The sequence below is a fragment of the Providencia stuartii genome (assembly GCF_029277985.1).
Lineage (GTDB): Bacteria > Pseudomonadota > Gammaproteobacteria > Enterobacterales > Enterobacteriaceae > Providencia > Providencia zhejiangensis.
Genome location: NZ_CP119546.1, coordinates 3,104,480 through 3,129,665 on the forward strand (window position 1 = coordinate 3,104,480; position 25,186 = coordinate 3,129,665).

Here is a 25,186-nt window from a genome sequence, read left to right on the forward strand (position 1 = left end):
CCCACTTAATGAGGCGTTTATTGTTCAAATTGTTAATTACCAAACAGGTAAGTCATCCTGCAAGAACGGGTTTGTCTGCCGCTCATGACCTAAATTCGACATAGGACCGTGACCGGGTATAAATTGATACTCATCGCCAAGTGGTAATACTTTATTTTTAATCGATGCAATCAGTACTTGATGGTCACCACGAGGGAAATCACTACGCCCTACACCCCCTTTAAATAATACATCCCCCATGGAAATCAGTTTATCTGCATGATTAACAAATATAATATGACCAGGTGTATGCCCTGGACAATGCAGAACATCAAAAGTTATTGGGCCACAGCTCACCGTCTGCCCCTCTTCTAACCAATAATCAGGTGTAAAGTCAGGACAGCCTTCAATATTAAACATCGCATTTTGTTGTGCCAACGCCTCAATCCAGAAAGCATCTTCCTTTTGCGGACCATAAATAGGTACCGAAAAATGTTTGGCAATAGCCGCGGTAGCTCCGATATGATCGGCATGCCCGTGGGTAAGAAGAATTTTGCTGAGCTTTAAGCCACGTTCTTCAATCGCAGCAATCAGTTTTTCAGCCTCACCGCCTGGATCAACAATCACGGCTTCCATTGAGTTTTCATCCCAAATCACCTGACAATTTTGCATAAAAGGGGTTACTGGGATAATCGTATATTTCATCGAACATTGACTCCGCATCTATGCTACATAGGCTTACGCCGTCTGAGTAACAGAATAATAAAAAAATAATTATTAGGAGCATACAGAAGTCAGAGAGGTGTGTAAATGAAGGGAAGCAATGCGCATAGAAACACGGAAAACAGTCATAACGCTCACCACTTAAAACCAGATAAAGCGACGTTAATTGACTGACAGGTATTCTCAATAATTCGCGTTGCAGCTAGGCGACAAGTAAGGGTATCCCGAGGAGCATACAAAAGCATGTGGCTCGGGTAACCGAGCGTAGTCAACAATGCTGCGACGTGAATTATGACGAATAACCCAAACCTACCAAGTCCGTGCAGGCCCCGTATCTATATGAACAAAATTACTTCTTGGATAATAACCAACACCACCCGCCTTCATTTTTAAAGCTGCTTTACGAATGTTACTGAGTTGGATACCTTCAATATGGAAATCCATCGCTTGCCCGCGTGTATGGTAGCTCTTTTTCGCCACACCACTACTGCTTCGACGCAATGCATTATTAGTTTCAAGTGAACGATAACCTGAAATCAGCTGAATAGGCTTATTAGTTCCTAACATAACTTGCAGCATATAGATTTGATCAAATAATTTAGGGTCTATCGTTTTGATTTTATCGCTACGGTGATCACGGAATAAATGATTTAATCGGGCTAGTTCTGATTTATTATAATGGCGTCCATCAAAAAACTCTGTTTTTAAAAATTCCCCGGTATTGAGGTTTTGAAAACGCAAAATTTTTGGTCTAGGCGTCGTCATAGCGGCAAAGACATGGTTAGGTAATAAGCTCAGCCCAAAAGCAGCTGCACCAACACCTAACCATTTGCGGCGGTTTTGGTCAATGATATCCATAGGTAGTAGCTCAATTTCAATTAATTAAATATACTGATAATGTTTCAAAGCACTGCGTTATTCACTATCTGTTGCAAGCCGATTGACATAAATACTTATGTTTTCTGACTGACTTCATAGCCGCCTAGCTGAAACTCAAAACAATTAGTATTAGGAACAAAATTTATACTAATAATCAGTCTAACAAATGATATTTAACTTGAATGTATATTAATGTAAATAAATAGGTAAATAAGCGCAAATTTTACATATCATCATCCAAATAGTGACCTGTATCACTAATAATTAGCGAAATATACTCCTTTCATCCTCTGATAATGACTGGAAATTTAGCAGATTAATTTAACGACACACTATCCCCTATCTACCAACAATCAATGGTACTACGGCAGGAAGAAAAATCCCCCTGCCGCTAAGCTTAGTGTAAGAAACTTTTAATGACGGGCAATTGCTTTTCCACATTTTCAATACTGTTATCATATTGATAAATATCTGCACGATACTGTGGCTTTTGCTCTTTATCTACCCAAGCTGTTTGATAGTAAAGATAAACAGGGATACGATCTGGAATATTAACATAACGTGTACTGCCTGCTTTTACGGCTCCATCTATACGCTTTTGCTCCCAGCCTGCATCACCTAATAAAATACTTGCCAACTCATTTGCTTTATTGACTCGAACACAACCGGAACTGATAGCACGTGCGCTACGATTAAATAAACTGTGATTCGGCGTATCATGCAGATAAATCGCATCCGAACTTGGCATATTAAATTTATACCGGCCTAATGAGTTCGTTGGCCCCGGCGCTTGGCGGATCCGATAGGGAAAATTCGCTGGGGTAATTTCATCCCAGTTAATTGAATACGGATCGATTTCAAATGAGTCCTGCCCCCAGCCCGAATAGACGGTGTAACCCTTACGGCTAAAATAACTGGGATCCTGCTTACCACGAGGTGCGATATCTTTACGAGCCATGCTTGTTGGAACGCTCCAAGGTGGATTAATAACAACGTTATTTAATGCACTGCTCATAATCGGCGTCTTCCGGTCGGGACGCCCCACAATCACCTTTGAATCCAAAATAACGTCATCATTTAGATAAAAATTTAATGAGAAAGCGGGAATATTAACTAAAATTCCTGTTCCACTATCTTCAGGAATGATACGTAAACGTTGAATATTCAGCGCCATTAGCCCTGCTTTTTGCTGAGGCTTCATATTGAGCCAAACTTTGGTTCCTTTACCCACCATACCATCGGCTTCTAGCCCATAGCTTTGTTGAAACTTCTTCACAGGTTCAATCAAGTCTTCACTGTATAAACGGGCTTGGGCAGTTGCTTTTGCTTTCTCTTCCTCGCTTGCTGCTGCATCTATCTCAGTAGAGATAGCGGCAGCATCGATAAATCCTTGGCGGTATAAGATTTCACGCAAAGTGATAACATCATCACTCGATTGACCCGGTTTCAGTGTTTTGGTCTCCACTAATTCCAGTCCATCATCGTTCATGTTAAGTTGTTTCAACATTTCTTGACGCATAGGTTGATACAACGCATGTTGTGGCGCCTGAGCCTTTACCCATTCGCTTAAATTATTTTCAGCCACTGACTCTAGCCATGGTTTCATTTGCTCAACGGTTGGCGCGCTAATGTTATACGGCTTCTTTTGGTATAACCAAAATTGCCCATTCGCTGAAACCCCTGAAAGGTACTGCAAATACCCCAACATCGCATCAGACAGCATCACATCTCGGCCTAACTCACTTAATTGTGTATTTTCTAATGCGACTAACCATTCACTAAATTGTGGCTGCACCCCAGAAAGAGCCAGCTCTGCTAATTGTTGTTGGAATTGTTCAATAGCCGTTTCATCTTGCCATAACAATTTCATTTGCCGATCTGCGTAGATCTTGGCAATTTGCGATGAAAAAACGGGTTTTACATCAGCAGGTAATGAGGATGTAATTTGCGCTAAACTTTCAGCCGGTGTCATTACCACGGTAGGTGTCGCAATAACCGCTTGTTGTGGTGCCGTTTCTTCAGCTAGCACTTGCCCATTATCTTGTGCGGAAAGTACTGGGAGCTGTATCGACAATAGCCCACAAATTATTGAGAGTTGCAGCACTTTCACTCTTTTCTTTGCCATAAATCCACCTTAAGTCACGACATGGATAACAATCATTTTTATTATATTGAATATTTATTGTATTTAAATTTGAAAAGAATGTTATAGGAATTAGCTAATTTTGTCTTTAAATAAGCGTCAACATTTTTCTTACTCTGCATGAAAACAGAATAATTTTAGCAAATGAAAAATAGAATTATTTAGCTTTTGAGTTTATGTAGAAGACTGATAAAAAAACTGCTTTTAATTAATCACTCCAATGTCAAAATAAACTTATTCAGTGTATTTGATATTCAATATGACTTAAGAAGAAAAATTTGAACGTGGGATATTGTTACAATGTACTGTCCATTTTTACTATCACAATCGAATGCCGTATCATTTTTTGACTCAAAAAATTAAAGACGCTAAGCGCCTTTAATTTCATTAATATAAGCCAATTAACGCAAATTAGTACTCTGAATTAATCACAACTTCCTCACCAAACTGCCCTGCTTTTGGCAGTGGCTGATAAGAGGAGTTTGCTGCACGTAAGATACGAATACCGCGAATATTTAATTCTCGTGCTGCTGCAATATCGGCATCAGCATCACCATAATAAATTTTTAATTTGTGATCACGCATCCAACTGACTTTATTATTTTGACCAGGCTCATCACCTGCAAAAATGACAGGATTCATTTTATCTTCTGGGATTTTTAGGCCTTCTTGAACATATTTAGTGACGGTTTCTGTTTTTGTTTTAGTACGGCCAGTAATAAAATAAACCGTATCGCCACGTTTTAAGTGCATTTGGACTAAATCGATGCCAACTTTTTTAGGCATACTGAATTTATCCCACTCATTATTCATTTTTTCCCAAAACTCAATATTTTTTAAGTAACTAAAATCATTTGGGGAATATTCCAACTTACCACGATAAAAACCTGGACTAGAAAATAACACGGTATCATCAATATCAAAGCCTACCGCCATTGGAGCTTGACCTTCTAGGCTATTTTTAATTTGCTCAATAGACACCCAATGTATAGGTTTCTGTTCAGCAAGTTCAGCCACCGTCACCCCTGAACTGACGACTTCAGGCATTAATACCTTAGCCTGTGATGTTGCCGTCAAACTGAGTACCAAAGCAACGGCGCTTAAGGTTAATGTCGTTTTTTTCATGTTTAATCCTTATTCATTTATTGACTATGCAGGCATCATGAAAGCAAACCATAACGATATCAAATCTAATTTATTGGGATGCATCACAAGAATTCAGATAATAATGTCTTTCTCTTCATGAAAATGAGACACAAATCTCATTAATATTTTCTGTTTTAGAAGATGCGGCCGAAATACAGTAAATTTAGCTTTAGCTTATTAAAAAAAACGGTGTTAAAAATAACACCGTTTTTCATTTCGCATTAATCAATGAGTGAATTAACTTTGCGATAACTGAGCCTGAATATTTGAATTATCTTGGCCAAAACCTTTAAGACCAACAACATGAACGTGTTCACGGTTATCAAATACTTTACGAACCAATTTATACGTGGTGCCTTTTTCAGGGCTGATATTTTCAGGTGCAGCAATAATTAATTGCATTTCTAATCGTTCACAAAGCTCAAATAAGGTCGCAATAGATTTAGCATCTAGACGAGCCGCTTCATCGAGGAACAACAAACGACAAGGAATAATGTCTTTTGCACGTAAGCGACGTGACTCTTCTTCCCAACTTTGAACGACCATCACCAGTATCGACATCCCCGTACCGATAGCCTCACCGGTCGATAATGCCCCACTTTCCGCTTTCAACCATCCATCTGAACCCCGGTTGACTTCAACCTCAAGTTCAAGATAGTTACGATAATCAAGCAGTTCTTCACCAATAGTCTGTGGTAAGCGTTGCCCCATATCGATCTGAGGATTTAAACGTTGATACAGTTTCGCCATTGCTTCCGAGAAAGTGAGACGCTGGCTAGTAAATAAATCTTGATGCAATTCGCTCTCTTCTGATAACACTGTCAGCATTAATGAGTGACTTTCGCGAATATTAACATTCAGTCTAACCCCTTTAACTTGACCAAATGCAACAGATTGTAAGCCTTGGTTCAACATGCGAATACGGTTTTGCTCACGCTGAATCGTCTTACGAATAATATTCGCCACACTCTTCGAGCTAATCGCCAATTTCTGCTCGCGCGCCGTCAGCTCTTCAGTTAAACGCGCCAGTTCAATTTCCATTTGCTCAATCGCGTCAATAGGATCATCTGTCCGAATGATATCTTGTCGGATACGTTCACGTAGATGCTGATAGACCGCGATAAAGAACTGAATTTTACGTTCTGGACGTTTAGGATCTTCAGACAGGCGTAACACATCTCGCAGATGTTCGTTATCAGCGACCGCGAGACGTAAGGCACCTAATGCCTTATCCGACATAGAACGCAGACTATCGCCATCCGTATACGCTAATTCACGGCGATGTAAGCGACGTTCGACACCATTATCCTTCACTAAACGCATGACAGCACACCAGCCAGCTTTGGCTGAAACTACTTGTTCACGTAAGAGATAATAATCTTTTTCTAACTTACGAATGCGTTTTTGTAAGTTTTCCATTTCAGCTTCGCACAAGGTCAGCTGTTTTTCTAACTGGTTAATACGCGTACGATTTGCCATCACAGATTGATGCAGCTCATCACGGCGTATACGCGCGCGCTCTTGTGCATCAGGATCCGCTTTCACACCAATATCCTGCATTTCGGCTTCTAACTCTTTCAACATCTCTTGTTTAGTATCAAAAGAGCTGCGTAAAGACGCGAGTACCTGATTAAACTGTGCTGACTGAGATTGTTGCTGACGTAATAATTCACGAGCTCGACTTCTTTCGCCTTCCGCTTGTTCTAAGCGTTGACGCAGCTTATCGTTGAGGTCGGCATTTTCGTTGACCATCCCCGTCGAATCACTGTAGCTAAAGTGAGCTCGACGCTGCACCACTTCGACCAACGCGAATGCCTGCTGTTTCGCAATTTGTTGGCTATGTTTTGCCGTTTCATAGTCTTGGCGCAATTGATCATGTTGTTCAGGATCACTGAGTAGCACGGTCACAATCGGCTCAAGTTTTATCAAAGATTGACCATGCTTATTCAAGAAATGCGCCGCTTCTTCAGCCTCTGAGAGCTCATCGCGAATTTCATCAACACGATCAGCCAGCGTTTCATCCATCAATAACCCAACCAATGGTAATAGTCGGTTCAAGGCTGACACAGACTCTTTACCTTGGACAAATTGTTGGCGCTGCTGCTGAGTTTGCTCCTCAAACTGTGCCAAGCTACGCTCAAGTTCCGTGCGTTTTTGGTTCAAAATACGGATTTCAGCTTCAGGGTCGGCTTCGAAGGCGACTGAAATATGTTGGCCGATAAAACGACTAAATGCTTGGTGCGCACGTTGAATTTTTTGTACATCGAATGATAGCGTTGCATAGCGCTCAGCCAAACTATCACGCTCTAATGTTAAAGCATCAAGATGAGTTTCACGTGCGGCACGGCCAAACAATGGCACTTCCGGATAGCGAGAGAAACGCCACTGTCTATCTGACGAACGAACTAGTACCGCGTTTTCAAATTCTTCTGCATCAAAAACACTATCATCAAAAGAGGATGGATCTCCCTCAATAAAATATACGTCTTCAGGGCAATCCTGTAGTGTTTCTAATTGGCTACGAACTGCGGAGAGATCTTGGACAACGATACCATTACGGGCCGGGCCATACAGTGCTGAGAAGTATGGGGCATCATCAATAGTAATATCATCATAGATTTCTGAAAGTAAAACACCACCAAAACGTTCAGCAAGGGCAAGTAAACGACTATCTTCAGCACCACTCGGTTGGCTAAGACGCTCTATTTGCTTTTCTAGCTCACGCCGTTGCGCGGCGACTTCATCACGTTCAACAGTAATTTCCCTTTCTTGCTCAAGCAATTGCTGCATATATTCAGTAACAGCACTGCTTGACTCAAAGGATTCCCCTGACTGTTCATTCAGCTGAGTCAGCGCTTCTTGAGCCATTAACCAAGCTGGTGCTTTAGTCGTTAATGTTTGAATACGCTGGCGGATCTGCTCAATCTCTTGACGCATTTGCATGCGACGTTCGCCGCTTTCATTAACGCCAATACTGAGTTCTTCTTGCTGAGCTTCAATTTCTGCCATTAAGGCATCTAATTCGTCAGGTTCATAGCTTTTGTTATGACGCTTACAAAACTCACTTAATAGACGTTCTGCATTTTGCTGGCTATCTAAACGTTGTTGTAACTCAGATAGCTGCATGCGTAATGGCTGCACACGTTCAGCCAAATGTTGCTGGGAAGACCAGTCACGTAGGAGACTCCTTGCTTGTTGATAAGCATCACTACGGCTGACTTCACCAACGATATTTCTGACGAGTTGATACGCTTGCTCAAACTGACTATGCGCAGCATCGGCAACACTCATTTTCTGCTCTAATGTCAGTAATGCTTCCGTCGCTTGCTGTTCACGGGCTTCAAATGTTTCTAGCCATTCATCTGCATTATCTATTGATAATTCAGGTAATTGGCAGAGTTCACGCGCTCGAGTTAATGCCTGTAAAGCCTGTTGATATTGAATTGCGCGGGTTTGCTGGACATCTAATGCTTGTTGGTAATCGGCCAATTGGCTTTTCAATTCATCAACTTCAATTTCCGCCGCCTCGGAACGTGCTTCAAGTTCTTCCTGCTGTTCAGTCGCTTCAGCAACAACCTCTGATTGTTCTTCCAAGCGATAGGTCAATTCTTCGATATCGGCTTGATAGCGGTCAATTTTTTCTTGTTGGCGTAAAGCGGTTTGCACAAGGTTTAAGTGATCGCTTGCCGCTTGATAATCGGCCTCTAAATCTGAAGACGCGCTGTTTTGCTCATTTAACTCACGCGCAATTTCTACGCTACGAACTTGCTCTTGGCGCAGCTGTTTACGGCTAGCGAATAATTCACTCCGAGCCGCCATTGCCGAATCAAGATGAATACGCCTTTCATTGGAATGACGCATATAATCGGCAGACACATAGTCTGTCGCTTGGCTAATTAAATGCTTAAATAGATCACGGTCGGATTGAGTAACACGAATGGCTTCAAGTGTGAGTCGGTTTTCACGTAGTGCGGCTTCCATATCTTGGAATGCCTTACGGACGCCACTATTTTCAGGTAATAAATAATCACGTAACGAACGGGTAATCGCACTGGAAATCCCGCCATAAAGTGAGGCTTCGATCAGACGATAATATTTACTACGATCACTCGCTGAGCGTAAACGTTTTGGCAAAACGCCTAATTCAAAAAGAACCGAATGATAATCCGTAATTGAGTTAAATTGTTTAAAATGAATGCCTTCTTGCTGCTCCATGCGTTCTTTTAAATCATTTAACGCAATCACTTTAGCCTGACGTCCATCGAGTACTTCGGTTAGGATTTCCGTCGGTACTGTCGCGATGGGAACCCCTTGGATCATAAAGGGTTTGATATCAACTTTTTTATCACGCCCAGCGACTTGTTGTAGCCTAACCCCTACCATCACCCGTTGGTGTTTCGAGTTCAGCACATCCAAAATGGCATAGCAAACACCGGGGCGTAATTTACCGTGTAACCCTTTATCTCGTGAACCTGACGTTGCACCTGCTTCGGTAGTATTACGGAAGTGAAGTAATGTGAGATCGGGGATCATAGCAGTAATAAAAGCGGCCATGGTCGTCGATTTACCGGCGCCATTTCCTCCTGAGAGGGTGGTAACCAACTCATCAAGGTCAAAGGTACGCGCAAAAAAACCATTCCAGTTAATCAGCGTCAGTGAGCGAAATTTACCACGTTCAATCATACTTGTTCATCCTCATCACTCTCAGGCGCATCTTGATTTTCATCACTCTCGTCATCTTCACTATCTTGTAAGGATAATCCACCTTCAAGGGAAATCGCCTCACCATCACGGATCATGCGTAATTGTGCTTCTTGTACGTTGTCACCACTACGAACATCGGCACCAAAACGGAAGACTGATTCAGAAATAATAAATTTATTCGCGTCATTTTGAATAAAATGCACCATACCTAGGCGGCGTAAACGGTTCAGAGATGTTCTCAACTTTTCTTGCAGTTTTTGTTTATCTAAGTCCGAACCTGTTGAGCGTTGGTTAACAAACTTCAGCAACTTACTCTCGTCCGCTAAAGACAATAGTTCTTCAAACAGCTCTTGCGCCGTAAAAATACCTTGGTTAGTTAATCGTTCTGGACTCAAGTAGAGGTAACAAAGAATTTTACCTACCATCATGTCCAGTTCAGATAGCACTGAGCGAGGAATCAAGGTCGTTGAGCGAGGACGTAAATAAAAAAAGCCTTCTGGAGCTCGAATCAATTCTACATTATAGCGTGCATAAAATTGTTCCAGTGCTTCTTGAAAATCCATCAAAAAGGCATGGTTATCAAGATCATCAATACTAATATGACGTCCTGAACGCAACTGGCTATCTAGCTCTGGAAAAATGGGATTAGCCAATGCTTGTGCCATTTTAATTGGCATAAATTGTTCAATATTTGTCGATGACATGTGCCTGCACCTTGGCTCCGTGATCATTAATTGCCTGCCACTCTGACGGAAGCCCCGCCAAATCAGCTTCTGCAATACCTAATTTTACAGCCTGATCAATAATAATTCGTGCAACGTCAAAATGACGTTTCTGAGGATACTGCTTTAAGTACGCTTGTACTACCCGAGCAACATCCAGTGGCTGTTGTTCTCGTTTATAGAATGCCAACTCAGTTTCCATCAATTCTGCAAGTCGATCATTCACTTCACTGAATTCTTCAAATTCAAGCTCTGGAGGCAGCTCTCCCATGACTTCTTCGTCATTTAATGTCAGCTCTTCATCACGCATGTCAAATAAGCGATCAGCGTTGGCATAAGTCAATGCCCATGGACTATCTAAGTATTGTTGAACCGACTGACGTAAACGTTGGGAGAAAATACGGTTTTTATCCATATCAATTGCCGTACGGATAAATTTATGAACATGGCGGTCATAGCCTATCCAAAGGTCGATAGACTGCTGTCCCCAGCTGACGATACGGTCTAATTTATTTTGCAGATCATAAACTAACCGATCAACCATATCGGAAAAGACAGGCGCATTCATATTCGCTTCTTGAATGCGTAATAAATTCGCTTGTAACTTATCGCCTGCGGCCTCTAGTGTATCTTGAAGCTCGCGCAATGTGCCTGACGTTTCTGATAATAATTGTTCACAGTTAGCAATAGCGGCTTGCCAGTCTTGGTTTAACAGTGCCGCAATATCTTCTTTGACGCTGTTTTGCTGCTCATCCATAACGCGCTGAGATAAATCAATACTATCGAATATTTCAGCAACTGAATATTTTAATGGCGCAAAGACAAAACGATGCCAATAGAATTCATCACCACCTTCCTCGGCCGCCTCTGCGGCTCTTTGTAGCTCTCCCGCTACAATGGATAGCTGCATAGACAGCCTTAAAGTGGAAAATTCACGTTGACGAATATAGTAGTCACTAATACCGATACCAAGCGATGTTAAACGGTATATTGCGTTACCTTCCGCAATATCACTTGTGAAACGGTTAAATATTTTCTGGCGAACCATATCGTTGATGGCATTATTCGCTCTGACAGATAACGATTCCGTGGTTTGCTCAAACCCTTTACACACCTCACGAAATGCGTCGATCAATTCCCCTTCACTCATTTCACCGTTAACACGTTCGCTGTTTAATACTGCGACTGCCAACAAAAAAGCCAAACGCTCTGCTGGCAGTGAAATTGAAAAATCATTTTTTCGTGCCCAGGACACGAGTTCAGGGACGGTCTGGGAAAAATCACTCATAAATCGTCCTTTATTATTGGTTTTCGTGCCATGACATGAATATAACGTCCCATACTGATATAGGGCTCCTGACGACAATATTGCTGCTCTAAAGCCAACAGTGCAGGAAAATCTTGTTGCTGTAATTGCCTGCTTTGTAGGTAATCATGAAATACTCTGACACCGCTTTTGCCAATAATATCCATTTTACAATCCGACAGCCACTCATCGACCTGTTGGGGTAATAATGGATTTTGTGGCGATAATGAACGTTTACGTCGACGCTGAATATGCGGTGTAGCAAGATGAAAGTTGCCTAAAATTGCATTTCGCATGACTAAACCATTAGCATTATAGAACATCACAGAAAAGACGCCTTCTGGCCTAATTATATCGACCAACTGTTCAATTGCATATTTCTGATCACTAATCCACTCAAGTACAGCATGAAATAACACTAAATCTACGGGTTCTTCAATATGTTGATCAATATCCTGTACTGCACAATGGATAAAGCGCATATTCTCGCTAATCCCTTGTTGTTGAGCAAGTTCGCTGGCACGCTCTAACATTTCTTCAGATAAATCGCAAAGTATGACTTGATGTCCCATTGCTGCAAGTTTGCGTGAAAAATGCCCTTCTCCACCACCTGCATCCAATATACGCAATGTTTGTCCATCAAACTGAGAGTTAATCAGTTGTGTTAAATCTTGCCAAACAACCGCTTCACGTATTTTACCTTTTGTTGTGCCATAGATATTTTTTGCAAATTTATCAGCAATATCATCAAAGTTGCGGTCTACCATGTATTATCCGGTGGTCCTAAAAATGGGCAATTTATGTCCGTTAACCTAACGCCAATCGCCTAATAAACGCCAAAATCAGCCTGTTCTCATCTTGTAAATGATGAAATAAGATCAAATCCAGAATATGATCCAAAACACGCTCAGCTAAAATAGGCTCGAACATCATGCAAAGTATGCAAGGTGGCTGACGCCTAAATGACATACTCTAACTAATTCGAAGTGCAGTTGGCGACCAGGACATTAGTCGCTGAGAGTTTCGATAACTCTATGACTCATACGTATAAACATAGTCAACAACGCTGCAACTTGAAGTCCTGCGAGTATAACAGATAATAGCCTTATTTTGGCATAGTGCTGTTCTGAATTCAGCAATCGGAACAACGAATTGACGATAAATTCCAAAAAATAGGTTCACTTATGCTATTTCTTTTAAAAAAATATCTTGGGGCATTGCTTATGCCATTGCCTCTGCTGCTGATTCTCGGATTCATTGGCATCCTATTATTATGGTTCACTCATTGGCAAAAAAGCGGCAAAACCTGTGTTTCTATAAGCTTAATATTGATTACCTTATTAGGCTTGCAGCCCATTGCTGACAACTTACTGTCTCCTGTCGAAGAGGGCTTTGATAAACGCTATGAGTTAATTACGAATAATCCACCAGACAATATTCACTATATTGTCGTACTTGGTGGGGGCTTTACCTACAACCCCGATTGGAGTCCAAGCTCTAATTTATTAAATAACAGTCTGCCACGCGTTACCGAGGGCATTCGTTTATACCTAAAACACCCTGGAAGCAAATTGATATTTACGGGGGGGAAAGCAAGTAGCTCGATAAGTAGCGCGGAAGTGGCTGCAATGGTCGCCCAATCGCTAGGTGTACCCGCAGAAGATACCATTGCATTGACCGAACCTAAAGACACTCAAGAAGAAGCATTTGAAGTCGAAAAAATTACCGGTAAAGAGCCATTTTTATTAGTGACATCCGCCAATCATTTGCCAAGAGCCATGTCCATGTTTACTGCCCGAGGTATGCAGCCAATTGCCGCCCCCGCGAATCAGCTCGCCATCAAAAGTGCGTTGAATCCTTGGGAAAAATATATCCCTTCAGCCTATTATTTTAGTCATAGCGAACGGGCTTGGTATGAATTAATCGGCTCTATCTGGTTTTATTTAAAACCCGATAATACTCAACCCCTTGAAACGCCTTTACTCACCCCTGATACCGTAGAGGCTGAATAAATTAAAGCTAACAAAAAAGGTGTGACTCAGCGATGAGTACACACCTTATTTCACAATAAGCTATGGGCGGATTATTTGAATTGCTTTCTCACGACTTCAAGGTCTTCAGGTGTATCCACGCCCGCCCCCGGTGCTTTTTCGGCCACCGCGACATGAATTTTCTCTCCATACCACAGCACTCTTAACTGTTCTAGCATTTCGATTTTTTCTAATGGGCTTGTTTCCCATTTAATATAGCGACGGATAAAACCCGCTCGGTAAGCATAGATGCCAATATGACGTAAGAAGTGATCACCAATCGTGTCTTGGTTAATCGCAAATCTATCTCTCTCCCATGGAATGGTCGCTCGAGAAAAATAAAGCGCATAACCTTCATGATCCGTTACCACCTTCACCGCGTTTGGGTTAAAAGCTTCTTGGACATCATGAATAGGAACAGCCAATGTTCCCATTTGTGCCTGACTACCGTGAAGATTTCTAGCGACTTGACTGATAATTTCAGGTGGGATCAAAGGCTCATCCCCCTGTACATTCACGATAATCTCGTCATCAGAAAACCCGTAGGTGTCAATCACTTCAGCTAATCGTTCTGTACCTGATTGATGATTCGGGTCAGTCATGCAGGCTTCACCGCCTGCTTGAATAACCGCATGCGCAACATCAGGATGATCTGTTGCGACAACAACACGTGATGCACCTGATTTAATCGCTTGTTCCATGACTCTTACCACCATCGGCTTGCCATGAATATCAGCCAGTGGTTTACCTGGTAAACGAGTCGAAGCATAACGAGCAGGAATAATGACGGTAAACATAATGATTACTGTCCTTCATCCAGTGCAACTTGGCGTGCTTCCGTTTCTAGCAGGACAGGAATACCATCACGAATAGGATATGCGAGGTGATCGAACTTGCAAATAAGTTCAAGGTTTTCTTTGTGATAGCTTAATTTGCCATGACAAACAGGACAAGCAATGATTTCAAGTAAACGGTGATCCATGTTTTCTCCCAAATGGATTTAACTCACTTCCCATCAGGATAGCACAAGCAGATATCACCGTTAACTTTAATCTTTTTGAATAGACTCTCCTGCGAGCGATTGAGAGGATAGATGCAGGAGATAATAGCTCTGTTAATTATTTAATTAATAAGCGATGACATCAGCAGCCGTTATGCCATCAGAATTGCGAGTAACAGAAAACTCGACGTTTTGACCTTCAGATAATGATTTGATTTTTTTATTTGCAATTGATTTACGTGTAACAAAGATATCGTCACCGCCATTCATTGGTGAAATAAATCCATAACCTTTATTTGCATCAAACCATTTCACTCGGCCCATATGTAATTGAAAATTCATATTAAAACTCCTTTTGTTCTTAGAACAATAATTCTATTTATTGTTTTACTATTACTCTTTACACGTTATACCCCATGATAAATTGCCGATTTATTAAAACGCTTTAAGAGCAAGTAAACTATTACCATTAGATGTGCTTTATCAAATAACACATACAATTAACGACCTTCCACGTACCAATAATCCACTGTAACTTAACAGCACTCTTTGACATTAAGATGACAAAACTGATGAGTAAACGTGGAAATTGCGAGGATATAAAGACTAACTAAATAAACAGGTCGTGAGTCAATTAAACATAGTCTCTATTTATCAATGTATTACATTTATACATACAATAAGGAGATCTATATCACGTTGTAGATATTATTATCACAGTAAATGGTTATAGACAAGTTTTTTTATGGCGCTCTATCGTATTTTTTATTTCATTGAGTATTTTTATCTCACCTTGAGCATCAAAAGATGCATCAACAGGTAGATACCACCAATTAGCTTGAGCGAAAGACTGGCATTTAACCGCATCTTTTTCTGTCATTAATAATGGCTCATCATTTGGTGTTAGCGCTGACAGTTGCTGTTTTTGATAAGGATGATGATCTGCAAAAGCGTAAGATTGAATAACCTGTATGCCCTTTTTTTCAAGAGAATCAAAAAAACGAGGGGGATGGCCAATACCAGCCATAGCAATCACTTGCTTAAGATCGCTAACGGCACATTTTTCACCACTGAGTAAATTAACTGCTGCATCACCTTCTAATGCCATGGTTATTTCATTAGATTTTGGTTGCCCACCATTGACAATCACCGCGTTAACGGAGTTCAAACGCCCTGCTCGTTCACGCATTGGCCCTGCGGGTAGCCACCAGCCATTTCCAAAACGACGCTGACCATCAATCACAACAATTTCATAGTCTCTAGCAAGAGCATAATGCTGTAAACCGTCATCAGTCACGATCACATCTAATGAATAAGCTTCGAGTAATGCTTTCACTGCATCACTACGCTTGGGAGCCACAGCTACGGGGACTTGGGTGCGATAATGAATTAAAATTGGTTCATCACCGGCCTCTGAGGTGGTAGTGGTGGATGAAACGACTAACGGATAGTGTTGAGCTTTCCCACCATAGCCACGAGAAACAACACCAACGCGATAACCTTTTTGGGTTAGTGATTCAACTAACCAAATAACGACAGGCGTTTTACCATTTCCCCCTGCCGTTAAATTACCTACAACAATCACTGGGACGGGTGCCTTCCAAGAAGGCAATAGGCCAACTTTATAAGCCATACGTCTAACTAACGCGATCACACCATATAGTAGTGATAGCGGAAGGAGTAAGATATAAAGCCATGATTGGCCCGCCCAGATTCGTTCTATCATTGGCTAAACTGTATCTTATGTAATTGAGCATAGGCACCATTTTTAGCCAATAATTCTTTATGGTTACCACGTTCAATAATACGACCATCTTGGACAACGACAATTTCATCCGCGTTCTCAATCGTCGATAAGCGGTGAGCAATCACTAAAGATGTTCTATTTTTTTGCAATTCATCTAACGCGGCTTGAATCGCTCTTTCAGATTCCGTATCAAGCGCTGATGTTGCTTCATCCAAGATCAGGATCGGTGCATCGCGCAGTAATGCTCTCGCAATTGCGATACGTTGGCGCTGCCCTCCAGATAACATCACCCCATTTTCGCCAATAACCGTATCTAATCCCTTATCAAGTTTTGAGATAAAGTCCATCGCATAAGCCATCTCTGCTGCTTTTTCAATTTGTTCGCGGCTAAAACGCCCATCGGTAGCATAAGCGATGTTGTTCGCAATAGTGTCATTGAATAAATAAACGTGTTGCGATACTAAAGCAACTTGGCTACGAAGTGACTCCAGCGTGTATTCTTTGATATCGTGGCCATCAATATAAATACTGCCTTTATCAATATCATAAAAACGCGTAATCAAATTGGCGATGGTAGATTTACCAGAACCTGAACGCCCGACTAAAGCAACAGATTTACCTGCGGGTAAAGTGAAAGAAATATCCTCTAATGCTGGATGCTCTTTCGTCGCATAGGTAAAGGTCACATTTTTAAACTCAATATCCCCCTTCACATTCGAGAGTACTTTAGTTCCTTCATCTTTTTCTTGTTCACTGTCTAAAATCGCAAACAGCGTTTGGCATGCAGCCATACCACGTTGAAATTGAGAGTTAACATTAGTTAAAGATTTCAAAGGGCGCATTAATGCAAACATTGATGAAAAGACAACCGCAATAGTTCCCGACGTTAATTGCTCACGAATCTCAGGGAAGCTTGCTGCATATAAAACAAATGCCAGTGCAAAAGAGGCAATTAACTGGATGATAGGATCTGAAATCGCCGATGCGGTAACCATTTTCATCGACTGGCTACGCATATTATTACTGACTTTATTAAAGCGCTCAGTTTCAACTTTCTGTCCACCAAAAATTAAAACTTCTTTATGCCCTTTTAGCATTTGTTCAGCACTGGCCGTCACATGCCCCATGCCTGTTTGCATATTTTTGCTGATCTTACGAAACCGCTTTGAAACGATACGGATCGTAATCGAGACAATAGGTGCGATAACAATCAGAATGAGGGACAGTTGCCAGCTATAATAGAACATCATCGCAAATAAACCGATGATGTATGCGCTTTCGCGAATAATGGTGATTAATGCACCGGAAGATGATGCTGCAACCTGTTCAGAGTCATAGGTAATACGGGACAGTAGCGTGCCAGTTGATTGTTGATCAAAAAAGCTGACTGGCATCCCCATCATATGGCGGAATAACCTACGGCGCATACTCATGACGACTTGCCCAGAAACCCAAGAAACACAATAGGTCGAAACAAAACTGGACAATCCGCGGATAACAATTAGACCTAACACCGCAATAGGGAGCCATTTTAAAACGTCATTATCTGCTTTATCAAACCCTTCATCGAGTAAAGGTTTTAATAAAGAAATCATAAACGCATCCCCTGCTGCGTTGATGATCAAGGCAATAGCTGCAACAACCAAACCCGCTTTAAACGGCGAAATAGTAGGCCATAACCGGCGAAACGTTTGTCGTGTCGAAAGGTCTTTATCAATCATATTATTATTACCAAACTTAATGTAAGCGCACTATTCTACTCGGGAAATGTCAGATCACCAAACCAGAGATGATACCAGCGCGGATGTATTTCCTGTCTATACCGAGCTATTTGTAATTTTTCTTTTTTAAACCAAGCGGTTATCTGTCCAGATTCCGCCGTGTTAATCCATTTAATATTACTGTGTTTGTACCGTAAATACACTTTATGCGATGGTATTTTCCAAGGGCTGTATCTTGCAGAAGAGACTAATACCACCTTTGGTGAAACGGTTCTAATGAATAATGAGGTTGATGAAGTATTGCTACCATGGTGTGGTGCAAACAGAATATCTGAATCTAATTGATGCTTATAAAGTGCGGTGATCGCTTTTTCTCCCTGATTTTCTATATCACCTGTCAGTAAAACTTTATGCTTTCCATCACTCAACATAATGACACAAGAATCATTATTGTGTGACTTTTTAGATAACTGTTCCGGCCACAGTACTTCAAAATTCAGCTTGCCCCATTGCCAGCGCTGCCCTTTATAACAAGGAAGGTGCTTTTTACCGCCAAAACTGCTGCGTATATTTAACCAAGGGTATTGCCTAGTTAGGAAATTAACACCACCAGTATGATCGAGATGGTTATGACTCAAAATAATCCCCATAGGAATAATTTTTTTGCGTTTGAGGTAAGGGATTATCTGCCGTTGTGCATTATTTCCATCAGCCCAACGGTTTCCTGTATCATAGAGATACGCCACCCCATTTTGTTGTATAATGACGGCAAGCCCATGGCCTATATCAAGGGTAGTTAAGCTCCATTGTGGCTCCTCTTTATCAGCGTTGTTCTCTGTCCCTATACATATCGCAATAATACAACCTAATAATCCAATATAAGATTTATACCAACCAAATGTGATAAATCCGCCGATTAGCCAACAAAATAAAAAGAGCCATACTGATATTGATGGTAGCTCAAACCAAAAATGACTTAACCCCTTTAATGGCTTTATGCCTAGCGATATGATCCTATCGATAAGCTGTAAAATAAACTGATGGATATCAGGTACTGGAAACGGCAACAATAGAAATGATAACAAAATGAAAGGAACAACTAACCATGACACAATTGGCACTAACCATAAATTAGCCCAAAAATTCATTAAGTTAAAACCTTGAAATAGCATGATTTGTATTGGCGCTAATAAGATTAATAACCCGACTTGTAGATGAATAAAGGGAATAATCCATCGCATCATTTTAGGGTAATGAGAATATGACGCCAAAGGGAATAATTGGAACCAATATAAAATGGCTAACACCGCAAAACTGGACAGCCAAAAACTATCAGACAATATTGCTAAAGGGTCCGCCGCAATAATTAGCCCGATACTCCAGATTGCCCATTGCCATGAGAAATAACGGCTATTTTGCTGTGTAATATATATCCATAACCCTAATGCAATTAGGGCTCTTACCGCAGGAATCGCGAAGCCTGAAATCCATCCATAAAGCCCAGCAAAAATAAAACCGATGACAATCGGTATGTTAGGATTAATGAAGTAACGGGGAAGTCGGTAAAGTAAAAGCCGCGCAATCCAATAGCCTAAAAGATAAGATAAACCAATATGTAAACCAGATATCGCAATCAGATGACTCACACCCGTATTTTGCAACAGCGTGGATAACTCTGTTGTTAATAACCCGCGTTCTCCAAACATTAATGCATAAGTGATACCTGCATTTTCTAATATGGATATATTCTTCTTGTACGACTCGATGATGTTATGTCTAGGTGAGCACTGGGAATTAATCACTGTAGATTGTGAGCTTTTTAATTTCCCTATAATACGTTGAGATAAGCGATAACGTTGTTGGTCGAATCCTCCTTCATTCAAAGAGGCATGTAATGGGTTTAAACGCGCATTAATCCGCCAAGACTGCCCTTCACAAAGTTTATTATTCGTTTTACCTTTCGCTTGCCATACCGCATAAAGTGGAGGAAAAACAAATTTTCCCTCTATTTTATCTATTCTGACCTTGATTTTCCCTTTCTCTTGATTGAATAAAGGAGAACTGATAATCGTAATATCTAAAGGTTGATACCGTTGAGATAAGAGATTTATTTTTTCGATAACCTCATTTGCATGCCAACATGCCCATATAAAAGAGATGATGATTAAAATAAAAAACTTTAAATTGCGTTGGGCTTTAATAAAAGCGAAGAAAAGCAATAAAATTATTAATAAATAATTTATTTGGGGAATATCATGAATAAATAAAATAGGTAGTGCGCCTATGAAAATGGCTATTGCTGCTAAAGTATAGGAAAGTTTTCCCCCTCGAAAAAGCGCCAACCAACTTTCAAGCATAGTATCGCCTCTCAGTACGCCACGTGAATAATTAGCATACTTAGGCCAATAATATTAATAAACGTATCATAATCAATGATACGAGCAGCTTCCCAGTTATGAATGCAAATCAGAAAAATGTGTTCTTTTTTAAGTGCGCCTTCGCAAATTGCGAATAATTTTCTTATTTAAGAAGCAAACCTCTCTACTTACCATTTATTTATTTGTTTAGTTAGTTAGTTAGTTAGTTAGTTAGTTAAATAATAAAAAACGGCGCTACATAATGTAAACGCCGTTTTGAACTAATAATTAAGATTTATAGTCAATTACTGACCATAAATATTTACACGGTCACGTAATTCCTTACCGGGTTTAAAGTGAGGAACGTATTTACCTTCCAACTCCACTTTGTCTCCAGTTTTTGGGTTACGCCCAACACGCGGAGCACGGTAGTGAAGAGAAAAACTGCCGAATCCGCGGACTTCTATACGTTCACCACCAGCCAGGGTATCTGCCATATGCTCGAGAATTTCTTTAACAGCTTCCTCGACCGTTTTTGCTGACAAATGAGATTGCTGGCTAGCCAGTCTTTCGATTAACTCAGACTTGGTCATAGTACCTCCCTAAACTACCGTTACGAAGGGGCAACTTTCGTGCCCCCACCTTAATTATTCGCCTTTAGCTGCTTTGAAAGCTTCAGCCATTGCGTTGTTACCAAAGCTAGTATCTTCTTGCTTGTTCACAGTAGCGATAGCGTCTTTTTCATCAGCTTCGTCTTTTGCACGAACAGACAGATTGATTACACGGTTTTTACGGTCAACACCCGTGTATTTAGCTTCAACATCATCACCTACTTTCAGAACCTGTGTTGCATCTTCAACACGGTCACGTGAAGCTTCAGAAGCACGTAGGTAACCTTCAACGCCCAGAGTCAGCTCAACAGTTGCACCTTTAGCGTCAACTGCGATAACTTTACCAGTTACGATTGCGCCTTTCTTAGTTGCTGCTAAGTAGTTGTTGAATGGATCTTCAGCTAACTGCTTAACACCTAGAGAAATACGCTCACGCTCTGCATCGACTTGCAGAACAACAGCTGCGATTTCGTCACCTTTTTTGTATTCACGAACTGCTTCTTCGCCTGCAACGTTCCAGGAGATGTCAGACAGGTGAACCAGGCCATCGATACCGCCTTCCAGTCCGATGAAGATACCAAAGTCAGTGATTGACTTGATTTTACCTTCAACGCGGTCGCCTTTGTTGTGAGTTTCTGCAAATTGCTGCCATGGGTTAGATTTGCATTGTTTCAGGCCCAGGGAGATACGACGACGTTCTTCATCGATATCCAGAACCATAACTTCAACAACATCACCAACATTCACAACTTTAGATGGGTGGATGTTTTTGTTAGTCCAATCCATTTCTGAAACGTGAACCAGACCTTCAACGCCTTCTTCGATTTCTACGAAGCAACCATAGTCAGTCAGGTTAGTAACGCGACCAGTCAGTTTAGTACCTTCTGGGTAACGTTTAGCGATTGCGACCCAAGGATCTTCGCCCAGTTGTTTCAGACCCAGAGAAACACGAGTGCGCTCACGGTCGAATTTCAGAACTTTAACTGTGATTTCATCACCAACATTGACGATTTCGCTTGGGTGTTTAACACGTTTCCAAGCCATATCAGTGATGTGCAGCAGGCCATCAACACCGCCGAGGTCAACGAATGCACCGTAGTCAGTAAGGTTCTTAACGATACCTTTAACTTCCATGCCTTCTTGCAGATTTTCGAGCAGTTGATCACGTTCTGCGCTGCTTTCAAATTCAATTACAGCACGGCGAGAAACAACAACGTTGTTGCGTTTCTGATCCAGCTTAATAACTTTGAACTCTAGCTCTTTGCCTTCCAAGTGCGTAGTGTCACGAACTGGGCGAACGTCTACCAGTGAACCAGGTAAGAACGCACGGATGCCGTTCAGTTCAACAGTGAAACCACCTTTAACTTTACCGTTGATAACACCAGTTACAGTTTCAGCTTCTTCGTAAGCTTTTTCCAGCATCAGCCATGCTTCATGACGTTTAGCTTTCTCACGAGAAAGGATAGTTTCACCGAAACCATCTTCAACTGCATCCAGAGCTACGTCGATTTCGTCGCCAACTTGGATTTCTAGCTCACCCTGAGCATTTTTGAATTGTTCTACTGGGATAGCAGATTCAGATTTCAGACCTGCGTCAACTAGAACAACGTCTTTATCGATGGCAACAACTGTACCACGGACGATAGAACCAGGACGGGTTTCAATATTCTGCAGGGATTCTTCAAAGAGTTGAGCAAAAGATTCTGTCATATTAATGATCTTCAAGGGTTTTTAATTAACGTCCATTCAGCTTCCGGCCAAATGGGGTTGTTTCACATACCCCACAACTTTCCATGTCATAAGGTTGCTACCATGTTGAACTAAAAATCAACATAGTATTAAGTGCGTATACTATCTACATTATAAGCTAAAATACAGCCAATTATTAAGATAATTGTAGAATTTTTTTCGCATAGGCCTGTGCTTTTTCAATGACTTCCCCAATAGACATACTTGTGGAATCCAGTATTAAAGCATCCTTCGCGGCGACTAAAGGCGCAACTTTACGGTTACGATCCCGATAATCACGTTCTTGTATTTCGGTCAAAAGTCGTTCAAAGTTAACATCAAACCCTTTTTCCTGCAACTGCTTCATACGTCGATGAGCTCGCTCTTCGGCAGAGGCATCCAGGAAAATTTTGACTGGCGCATCAGGAAAAACAACGGTTCCCATATCACGGCCATCCGCAATCAGCCCAGGCATAGCCCTAAAAGCGCGCTGACGGCGCAGCAAAGCTTCCCTTACGCGGGGGAAAGCCGCTATTTGTGATGCTGTCTTACCGACATCTTCAGTACGAATTTGATTTGAAACATCTTCGCCTTCTAAAATCACTTTTAACTGGTCTTCTTCAGGTACAAAGCGTACATCGAGATTTGCCGCTAAAGGCACTAACGCATCTTCTGACTGAATATCAACATGATGATGCAGTGCTGCTAATGCGAGAACGCGATAAATAGCGCCAGAATCTAAGAGTTGCCATCCAAACTGATTTGCCAGCGCTTGGCATAATGTACCTTTACCAGCTCCGCTTGGTCCATCAACGGTGATTACAGGGGCTACAGCCACCATAAAAGGTCTCCTTCATCTGCAAGTGATTTAAGCACCTGCAATTAAAATCTGTGGCTGTATTATACCTACTCGACGATTTTGTGAAATAAGTGCTTGCCAATGAGTTAAAGAAAAAACCTAGACCAAATAACGTTAGCAACGATGAAATGAAGGCACTGACTGACATTACGGCTATTTATGTCAGTCAGTCGATTGATTAAAATTTAACTCAAACGTGCCAGCTGTTGGAAATAATCAGGGAATGTTTTTGCTGTACAGCCAGGATCAAGAATTGTCACTGGTGTATCGGATAGAGCCACCAGTGAAAAACACATTGCAATTCGATGATCGTTGTACGTTTCAATTTCCGCATGCTGCAATTGTGCTGGAGGAACAATACGAATAAAATCATATCCTTCTTCAACTTCAGCACCGACTTTTCGTAATTCTGTCGCCATTGCATACAACCTGTCAGTTTCTTTTACACGCCAGTTGTAAATATTGCGGATCACGGTTTCCCCTTTCGCAAATAAGGCGACGGTACCAATTGTCATTGCCGCATCGGGGATAGCATTCATATCCATATCAATGCCACTAAGAGTCCCTCGTTCACACTCAACAAAGTCATCCCCCCAACGGATTGTCGCTCCCATTTTTTCCAGTACATTGGCAAATTTAGTATCACCCTGTAGGCTATTACGGCCAATACCTGTCACCCTTACTGTTCCCCCTTTAATTGCCGCTGCGGCGAGGAAATAAGAAGCGGACGAAGCATCACCTTCAACCAAATATTCACCCGGTGATTGATACTGCTGTTGTCCCTGAATAATAAATTGCTGATATTGATGATTTTCTACTTTGACACCGAATGTATCCATCAATGCAAGCGTAATATCAATATAAGGTTTTGAAACCAAATCACCTGAAATCGTAATGACGGTATCTTTTTCCGCCAAGGGCGCTGCCATGAGAAGCGCGGTTAAAAATTGGCTGGAAACCGAACCATCCACCGATATTGCGCCACCAGAAAAACCACCTCGTAAACGAATGGGGGGATAATTCTCTTGTTCTAAATATTCAATAACGGCCCCGCCTTCACGTAAAGCATCAACTAGATGCCCAATTGGGCGCTCTTTCATGCGAGGCTCGCCGGTTAGAATAATGTTATTCGCGGCTAACGAGAGTGCTGCCGTTAAAGGACGCATTGCCGTACCCGCATTGCCTAGAAAAATATCTAATTGTTCTGGGTGACACAGAATGCCGCCAAGACCTTTAACACTGCAACGGGTTTTATCTTCAGACAATTGATAATCAATACCTAATTGGCTTAATGCATTCAGCATATGGCGAATATCATCACTGTCTAATAAGTTTGTCAGCACCGTTGTGCCGTTAGCCATTGCCGCTAATAAAAGCGCTCGGTTCGATACACTTTTAGACCCTGGCAGGTTGATCGTTCCGTTGATTGAAGAGATAGGTTGTAATGTCAGGGATTGCATAAAGCGCGGGTTCTCCAATACTGTTTTCCTAATAATTTATTATCGTTTTCAAAATAGAAGAGAGTAAAACC

The 25,186-nt window shown here is 41.4% G+C and carries 19 protein-coding genes; 1 reads left to right on the forward strand and 18 read right to left on the reverse strand.

Annotated features, from left to right (window positions below):
- Positions 1–36 precede the first annotated feature (36 nt).
- The 8 genes from P2E05_RS13840 to cmoM all read right to left on the reverse strand — a co-directional run bounded on the left by P2E05_RS13840 (position 37) and on the right by cmoM (position 12,369).
- Entirely contained in the window at positions 37–684 is a 648-nt protein-coding gene (locus P2E05_RS13840; protein WP_163862612.1) for an MBL fold metallo-hydrolase, read from the reverse strand.
- A gap of 327 nt (positions 685–1,011) precedes the next feature.
- Positions 1,012–1,560 carry a YcbK family protein gene (locus tag P2E05_RS13845; RefSeq protein WP_154623293.1) on the reverse strand — a complete coding sequence of 183 codons (549 nt, stop codon included), beginning with the start codon at positions 1,558–1,560 and terminating at the stop codon, positions 1,012–1,014.
- Between the two features lie 418 nt (positions 1,561–1,978).
- Positions 1,979–3,706, reverse strand: a complete 1,728-nt coding sequence (gene ldtD / locus P2E05_RS13850; RefSeq protein ID WP_163862615.1) for a L,D-transpeptidase — start codon at positions 3,704–3,706, stop codon at positions 1,979–1,981.
- A gap of 429 nt (positions 3,707–4,135) precedes the next feature.
- Positions 4,136–4,849: an acid phosphatase AphA gene (gene aphA, locus P2E05_RS13855; protein WP_163862618.1), complete on the reverse strand. Its 714-nt coding sequence runs from the start codon at positions 4,847–4,849 to the stop codon at positions 4,136–4,138.
- A 258-nt stretch (positions 4,850–5,107) separates the two neighbouring features.
- On the reverse strand, positions 5,108–9,553 hold the full coding sequence (gene mukB, locus P2E05_RS13860) for a chromosome partition protein MukB (RefSeq protein ID WP_154622458.1): 4,446 nt from the start codon (positions 9,551–9,553) through the stop codon (positions 5,108–5,110).
- Positions 9,550–10,278 carry a chromosome partition protein MukE gene (gene mukE / locus P2E05_RS13865; RefSeq protein WP_154622457.1) on the reverse strand — a complete coding sequence of 243 codons (729 nt, stop codon included), beginning with the start codon at positions 10,276–10,278 and terminating at the stop codon, positions 9,550–9,552. The genes mukB and mukE overlap by 4 nt, the downstream gene beginning before the upstream one ends.
- Positions 10,259–11,584: a chromosome partition protein MukF gene (gene mukF / locus P2E05_RS13870; protein ID WP_272657906.1), complete on the reverse strand. Its 1,326-nt coding sequence runs from the start codon at positions 11,582–11,584 to the stop codon at positions 10,259–10,261. The genes mukE and mukF overlap by 20 nt, the downstream gene beginning before the upstream one ends.
- Complete coding sequence (cmoM, locus tag P2E05_RS13875) at positions 11,581–12,369, reverse strand: tRNA uridine 5-oxyacetic acid(34) methyltransferase CmoM (protein ID WP_154622455.1); 789 nt, start codon at positions 12,367–12,369, stop codon at positions 11,581–11,583. Before cmoM ends, mukF begins: the two co-directional genes overlap by 4 nt.
- 417 nt (positions 12,370–12,786) lie before the next feature.
- On the opposite strand from cmoM, the gene elyC reads away from it, so the two are divergent.
- The gene (gene elyC, locus P2E05_RS13880; protein WP_247047597.1) at positions 12,787–13,614 is read left to right on the forward strand and encodes an envelope biogenesis factor ElyC; all 828 of its coding nucleotides are present in this window, start codon (positions 12,787–12,789) and stop codon (positions 13,612–13,614) included.
- Between the two features lie 71 nt (positions 13,615–13,685).
- Here the strand turns inward: elyC and kdsB are convergent, their stop codons facing one another.
- From kdsB to aroA, 10 genes are all read right to left on the reverse strand, one after another.
- Complete coding sequence (gene kdsB / locus P2E05_RS13885; RefSeq protein WP_154622453.1) at positions 13,686–14,429, reverse strand: 3-deoxy-manno-octulosonate cytidylyltransferase; 744 nt, start codon at positions 14,427–14,429, stop codon at positions 13,686–13,688.
- Between the two features lie 5 nt (positions 14,430–14,434).
- The gene (locus P2E05_RS13890; protein WP_154622452.1) at positions 14,435–14,614 is read right to left on the reverse strand and encodes a Trm112 family protein; all 180 of its coding nucleotides are present in this window, start codon (positions 14,612–14,614) and stop codon (positions 14,435–14,437) included.
- Positions 14,615–14,758: 144 nt separating this feature from the next.
- Entirely contained in the window at positions 14,759–14,974 is a 216-nt protein-coding gene (locus P2E05_RS13895) for a cold-shock protein (RefSeq protein ID WP_154622451.1), read from the reverse strand.
- A 385-nt stretch (positions 14,975–15,359) separates the two neighbouring features.
- Complete coding sequence (gene lpxK, locus P2E05_RS13900) at positions 15,360–16,358, reverse strand: tetraacyldisaccharide 4'-kinase (protein ID WP_251464496.1); 999 nt, start codon at positions 16,356–16,358, stop codon at positions 15,360–15,362.
- On the reverse strand, positions 16,355–18,100 hold the full coding sequence (gene msbA, locus P2E05_RS13905; RefSeq protein WP_154622449.1) for a lipid A ABC transporter ATP-binding protein/permease MsbA: 1,746 nt from the start codon (positions 18,098–18,100) through the stop codon (positions 16,355–16,357). The genes lpxK and msbA overlap by 4 nt, the downstream gene beginning before the upstream one ends.
- A 35-nt stretch (positions 18,101–18,135) precedes the next feature.
- Entirely contained in the window at positions 18,136–20,457 is a 2,322-nt protein-coding gene (locus P2E05_RS13910; RefSeq protein WP_272657907.1) for a DNA internalization-related competence protein ComEC/Rec2, read from the reverse strand.
- Positions 20,458–20,762: 305 nt separating this feature from the next.
- Positions 20,763–21,050, reverse strand: coding sequence for an integration host factor subunit beta (ihfB, locus tag P2E05_RS13915; protein WP_042846474.1), 288 nt, complete (start codon positions 21,048–21,050; stop codon positions 20,763–20,765).
- 54 nt (positions 21,051–21,104) lie between these two features.
- Positions 21,105–22,778, reverse strand: coding sequence for a 30S ribosomal protein S1 (gene rpsA, locus P2E05_RS13920; protein WP_276122840.1), 1,674 nt, complete (start codon positions 22,776–22,778; stop codon positions 21,105–21,107).
- 175 nt (positions 22,779–22,953) lie between these two features.
- A complete protein-coding gene (gene cmk, locus P2E05_RS13925; protein ID WP_154624624.1) occupies positions 22,954–23,637 on the reverse strand; it encodes a (d)CMP kinase in 684 nt (227 codons plus the stop codon).
- Positions 23,638–23,840: 203 nt separating this feature from the next.
- Positions 23,841–25,115, reverse strand: a complete 1,275-nt coding sequence (gene aroA, locus P2E05_RS13930; RefSeq protein WP_154624627.1) for a 3-phosphoshikimate 1-carboxyvinyltransferase — start codon at positions 25,113–25,115, stop codon at positions 23,841–23,843.
- Between the last annotated feature and the right edge of the window lie 71 nt (positions 25,116–25,186).

Bases quoted from the DNA above. Each gene is read 5' to 3' on its own strand.
- rpsA (WP_276122840.1), bottom strand. From the start codon at position 22,778: ATGACAGAATCTTTTGCTCAACTCTTTGAAGAATCCCTGCAGAATATT.
- P2E05_RS13840 (WP_163862612.1), bottom strand. From the start codon at position 684: ATGAAATATACGATTATCCCAGTAACCCCTTTTATGCAAAATTGTCAG.
- kdsB (WP_154622453.1), bottom strand. From the start codon at position 14,429: ATGTTTACCGTCATTATTCCTGCTCGTTATGCTTCGACTCGTTTACCA.
- elyC (WP_247047597.1), top strand. From the start codon at position 12,787: ATGCTATTTCTTTTAAAAAAATATCTTGGGGCATTGCTTATGCCATTG.
- lpxK (WP_251464496.1), bottom strand. From the start codon at position 16,358: ATGATAGAACGAATCTGGGCGGGCCAATCATGGCTTTATATCTTACTC.
- P2E05_RS13845 (WP_154623293.1), bottom strand. From the start codon at position 1,560: ATGGATATCATTGACCAAAACCGCCGCAAATGGTTAGGTGTTGGTGCA.
- P2E05_RS13890 (WP_154622452.1), bottom strand. From the start codon at position 14,614: ATGGATCACCGTTTACTTGAAATCATTGCTTGTCCTGTTTGTCATGGC.
- mukF (WP_272657906.1), bottom strand. From the start codon at position 11,584: ATGAGTGATTTTTCCCAGACCGTCCCTGAACTCGTGTCCTGGGCACGA.
- P2E05_RS13910 (WP_272657907.1), bottom strand. From the start codon at position 20,457: ATGCTTGAAAGTTGGTTGGCGCTTTTTCGAGGGGGAAAACTTTCCTAT.
- mukE (WP_154622457.1), bottom strand. From the start codon at position 10,278: ATGTCATCGACAAATATTGAACAATTTATGCCAATTAAAATGGCACAA.
- P2E05_RS13895 (WP_154622451.1), bottom strand. From the start codon at position 14,974: ATGAATTTTCAATTACATATGGGCCGAGTGAAATGGTTTGATGCAAAT.
- msbA (WP_154622449.1), bottom strand. From the start codon at position 18,100: ATGATTGATAAAGACCTTTCGACACGACAAACGTTTCGCCGGTTATGG.
- ihfB (WP_042846474.1), bottom strand. From the start codon at position 21,050: ATGACCAAGTCTGAGTTAATCGAAAGACTGGCTAGCCAGCAATCTCAT.
- cmoM (WP_154622455.1), bottom strand. From the start codon at position 12,369: ATGGTAGACCGCAACTTTGATGATATTGCTGATAAATTTGCAAAAAAT.
- aroA (WP_154624627.1), bottom strand. From the start codon at position 25,115: ATGCAATCCCTGACATTACAACCTATCTCTTCAATCAACGGAACGATC.
- ldtD (WP_163862615.1), bottom strand. From the start codon at position 3,706: ATGGCAAAGAAAAGAGTGAAAGTGCTGCAACTCTCAATAATTTGTGGG.
- cmk (WP_154624624.1), bottom strand. From the start codon at position 23,637: ATGGTGGCTGTAGCCCCTGTAATCACCGTTGATGGACCAAGCGGAGCT.
- aphA (WP_163862618.1), bottom strand. From the start codon at position 4,849: ATGAAAAAAACGACATTAACCTTAAGCGCCGTTGCTTTGGTACTCAGT.
- mukB (WP_154622458.1), bottom strand. From the start codon at position 9,553: ATGATTGAACGTGGTAAATTTCGCTCACTGACGCTGATTAACTGGAAT.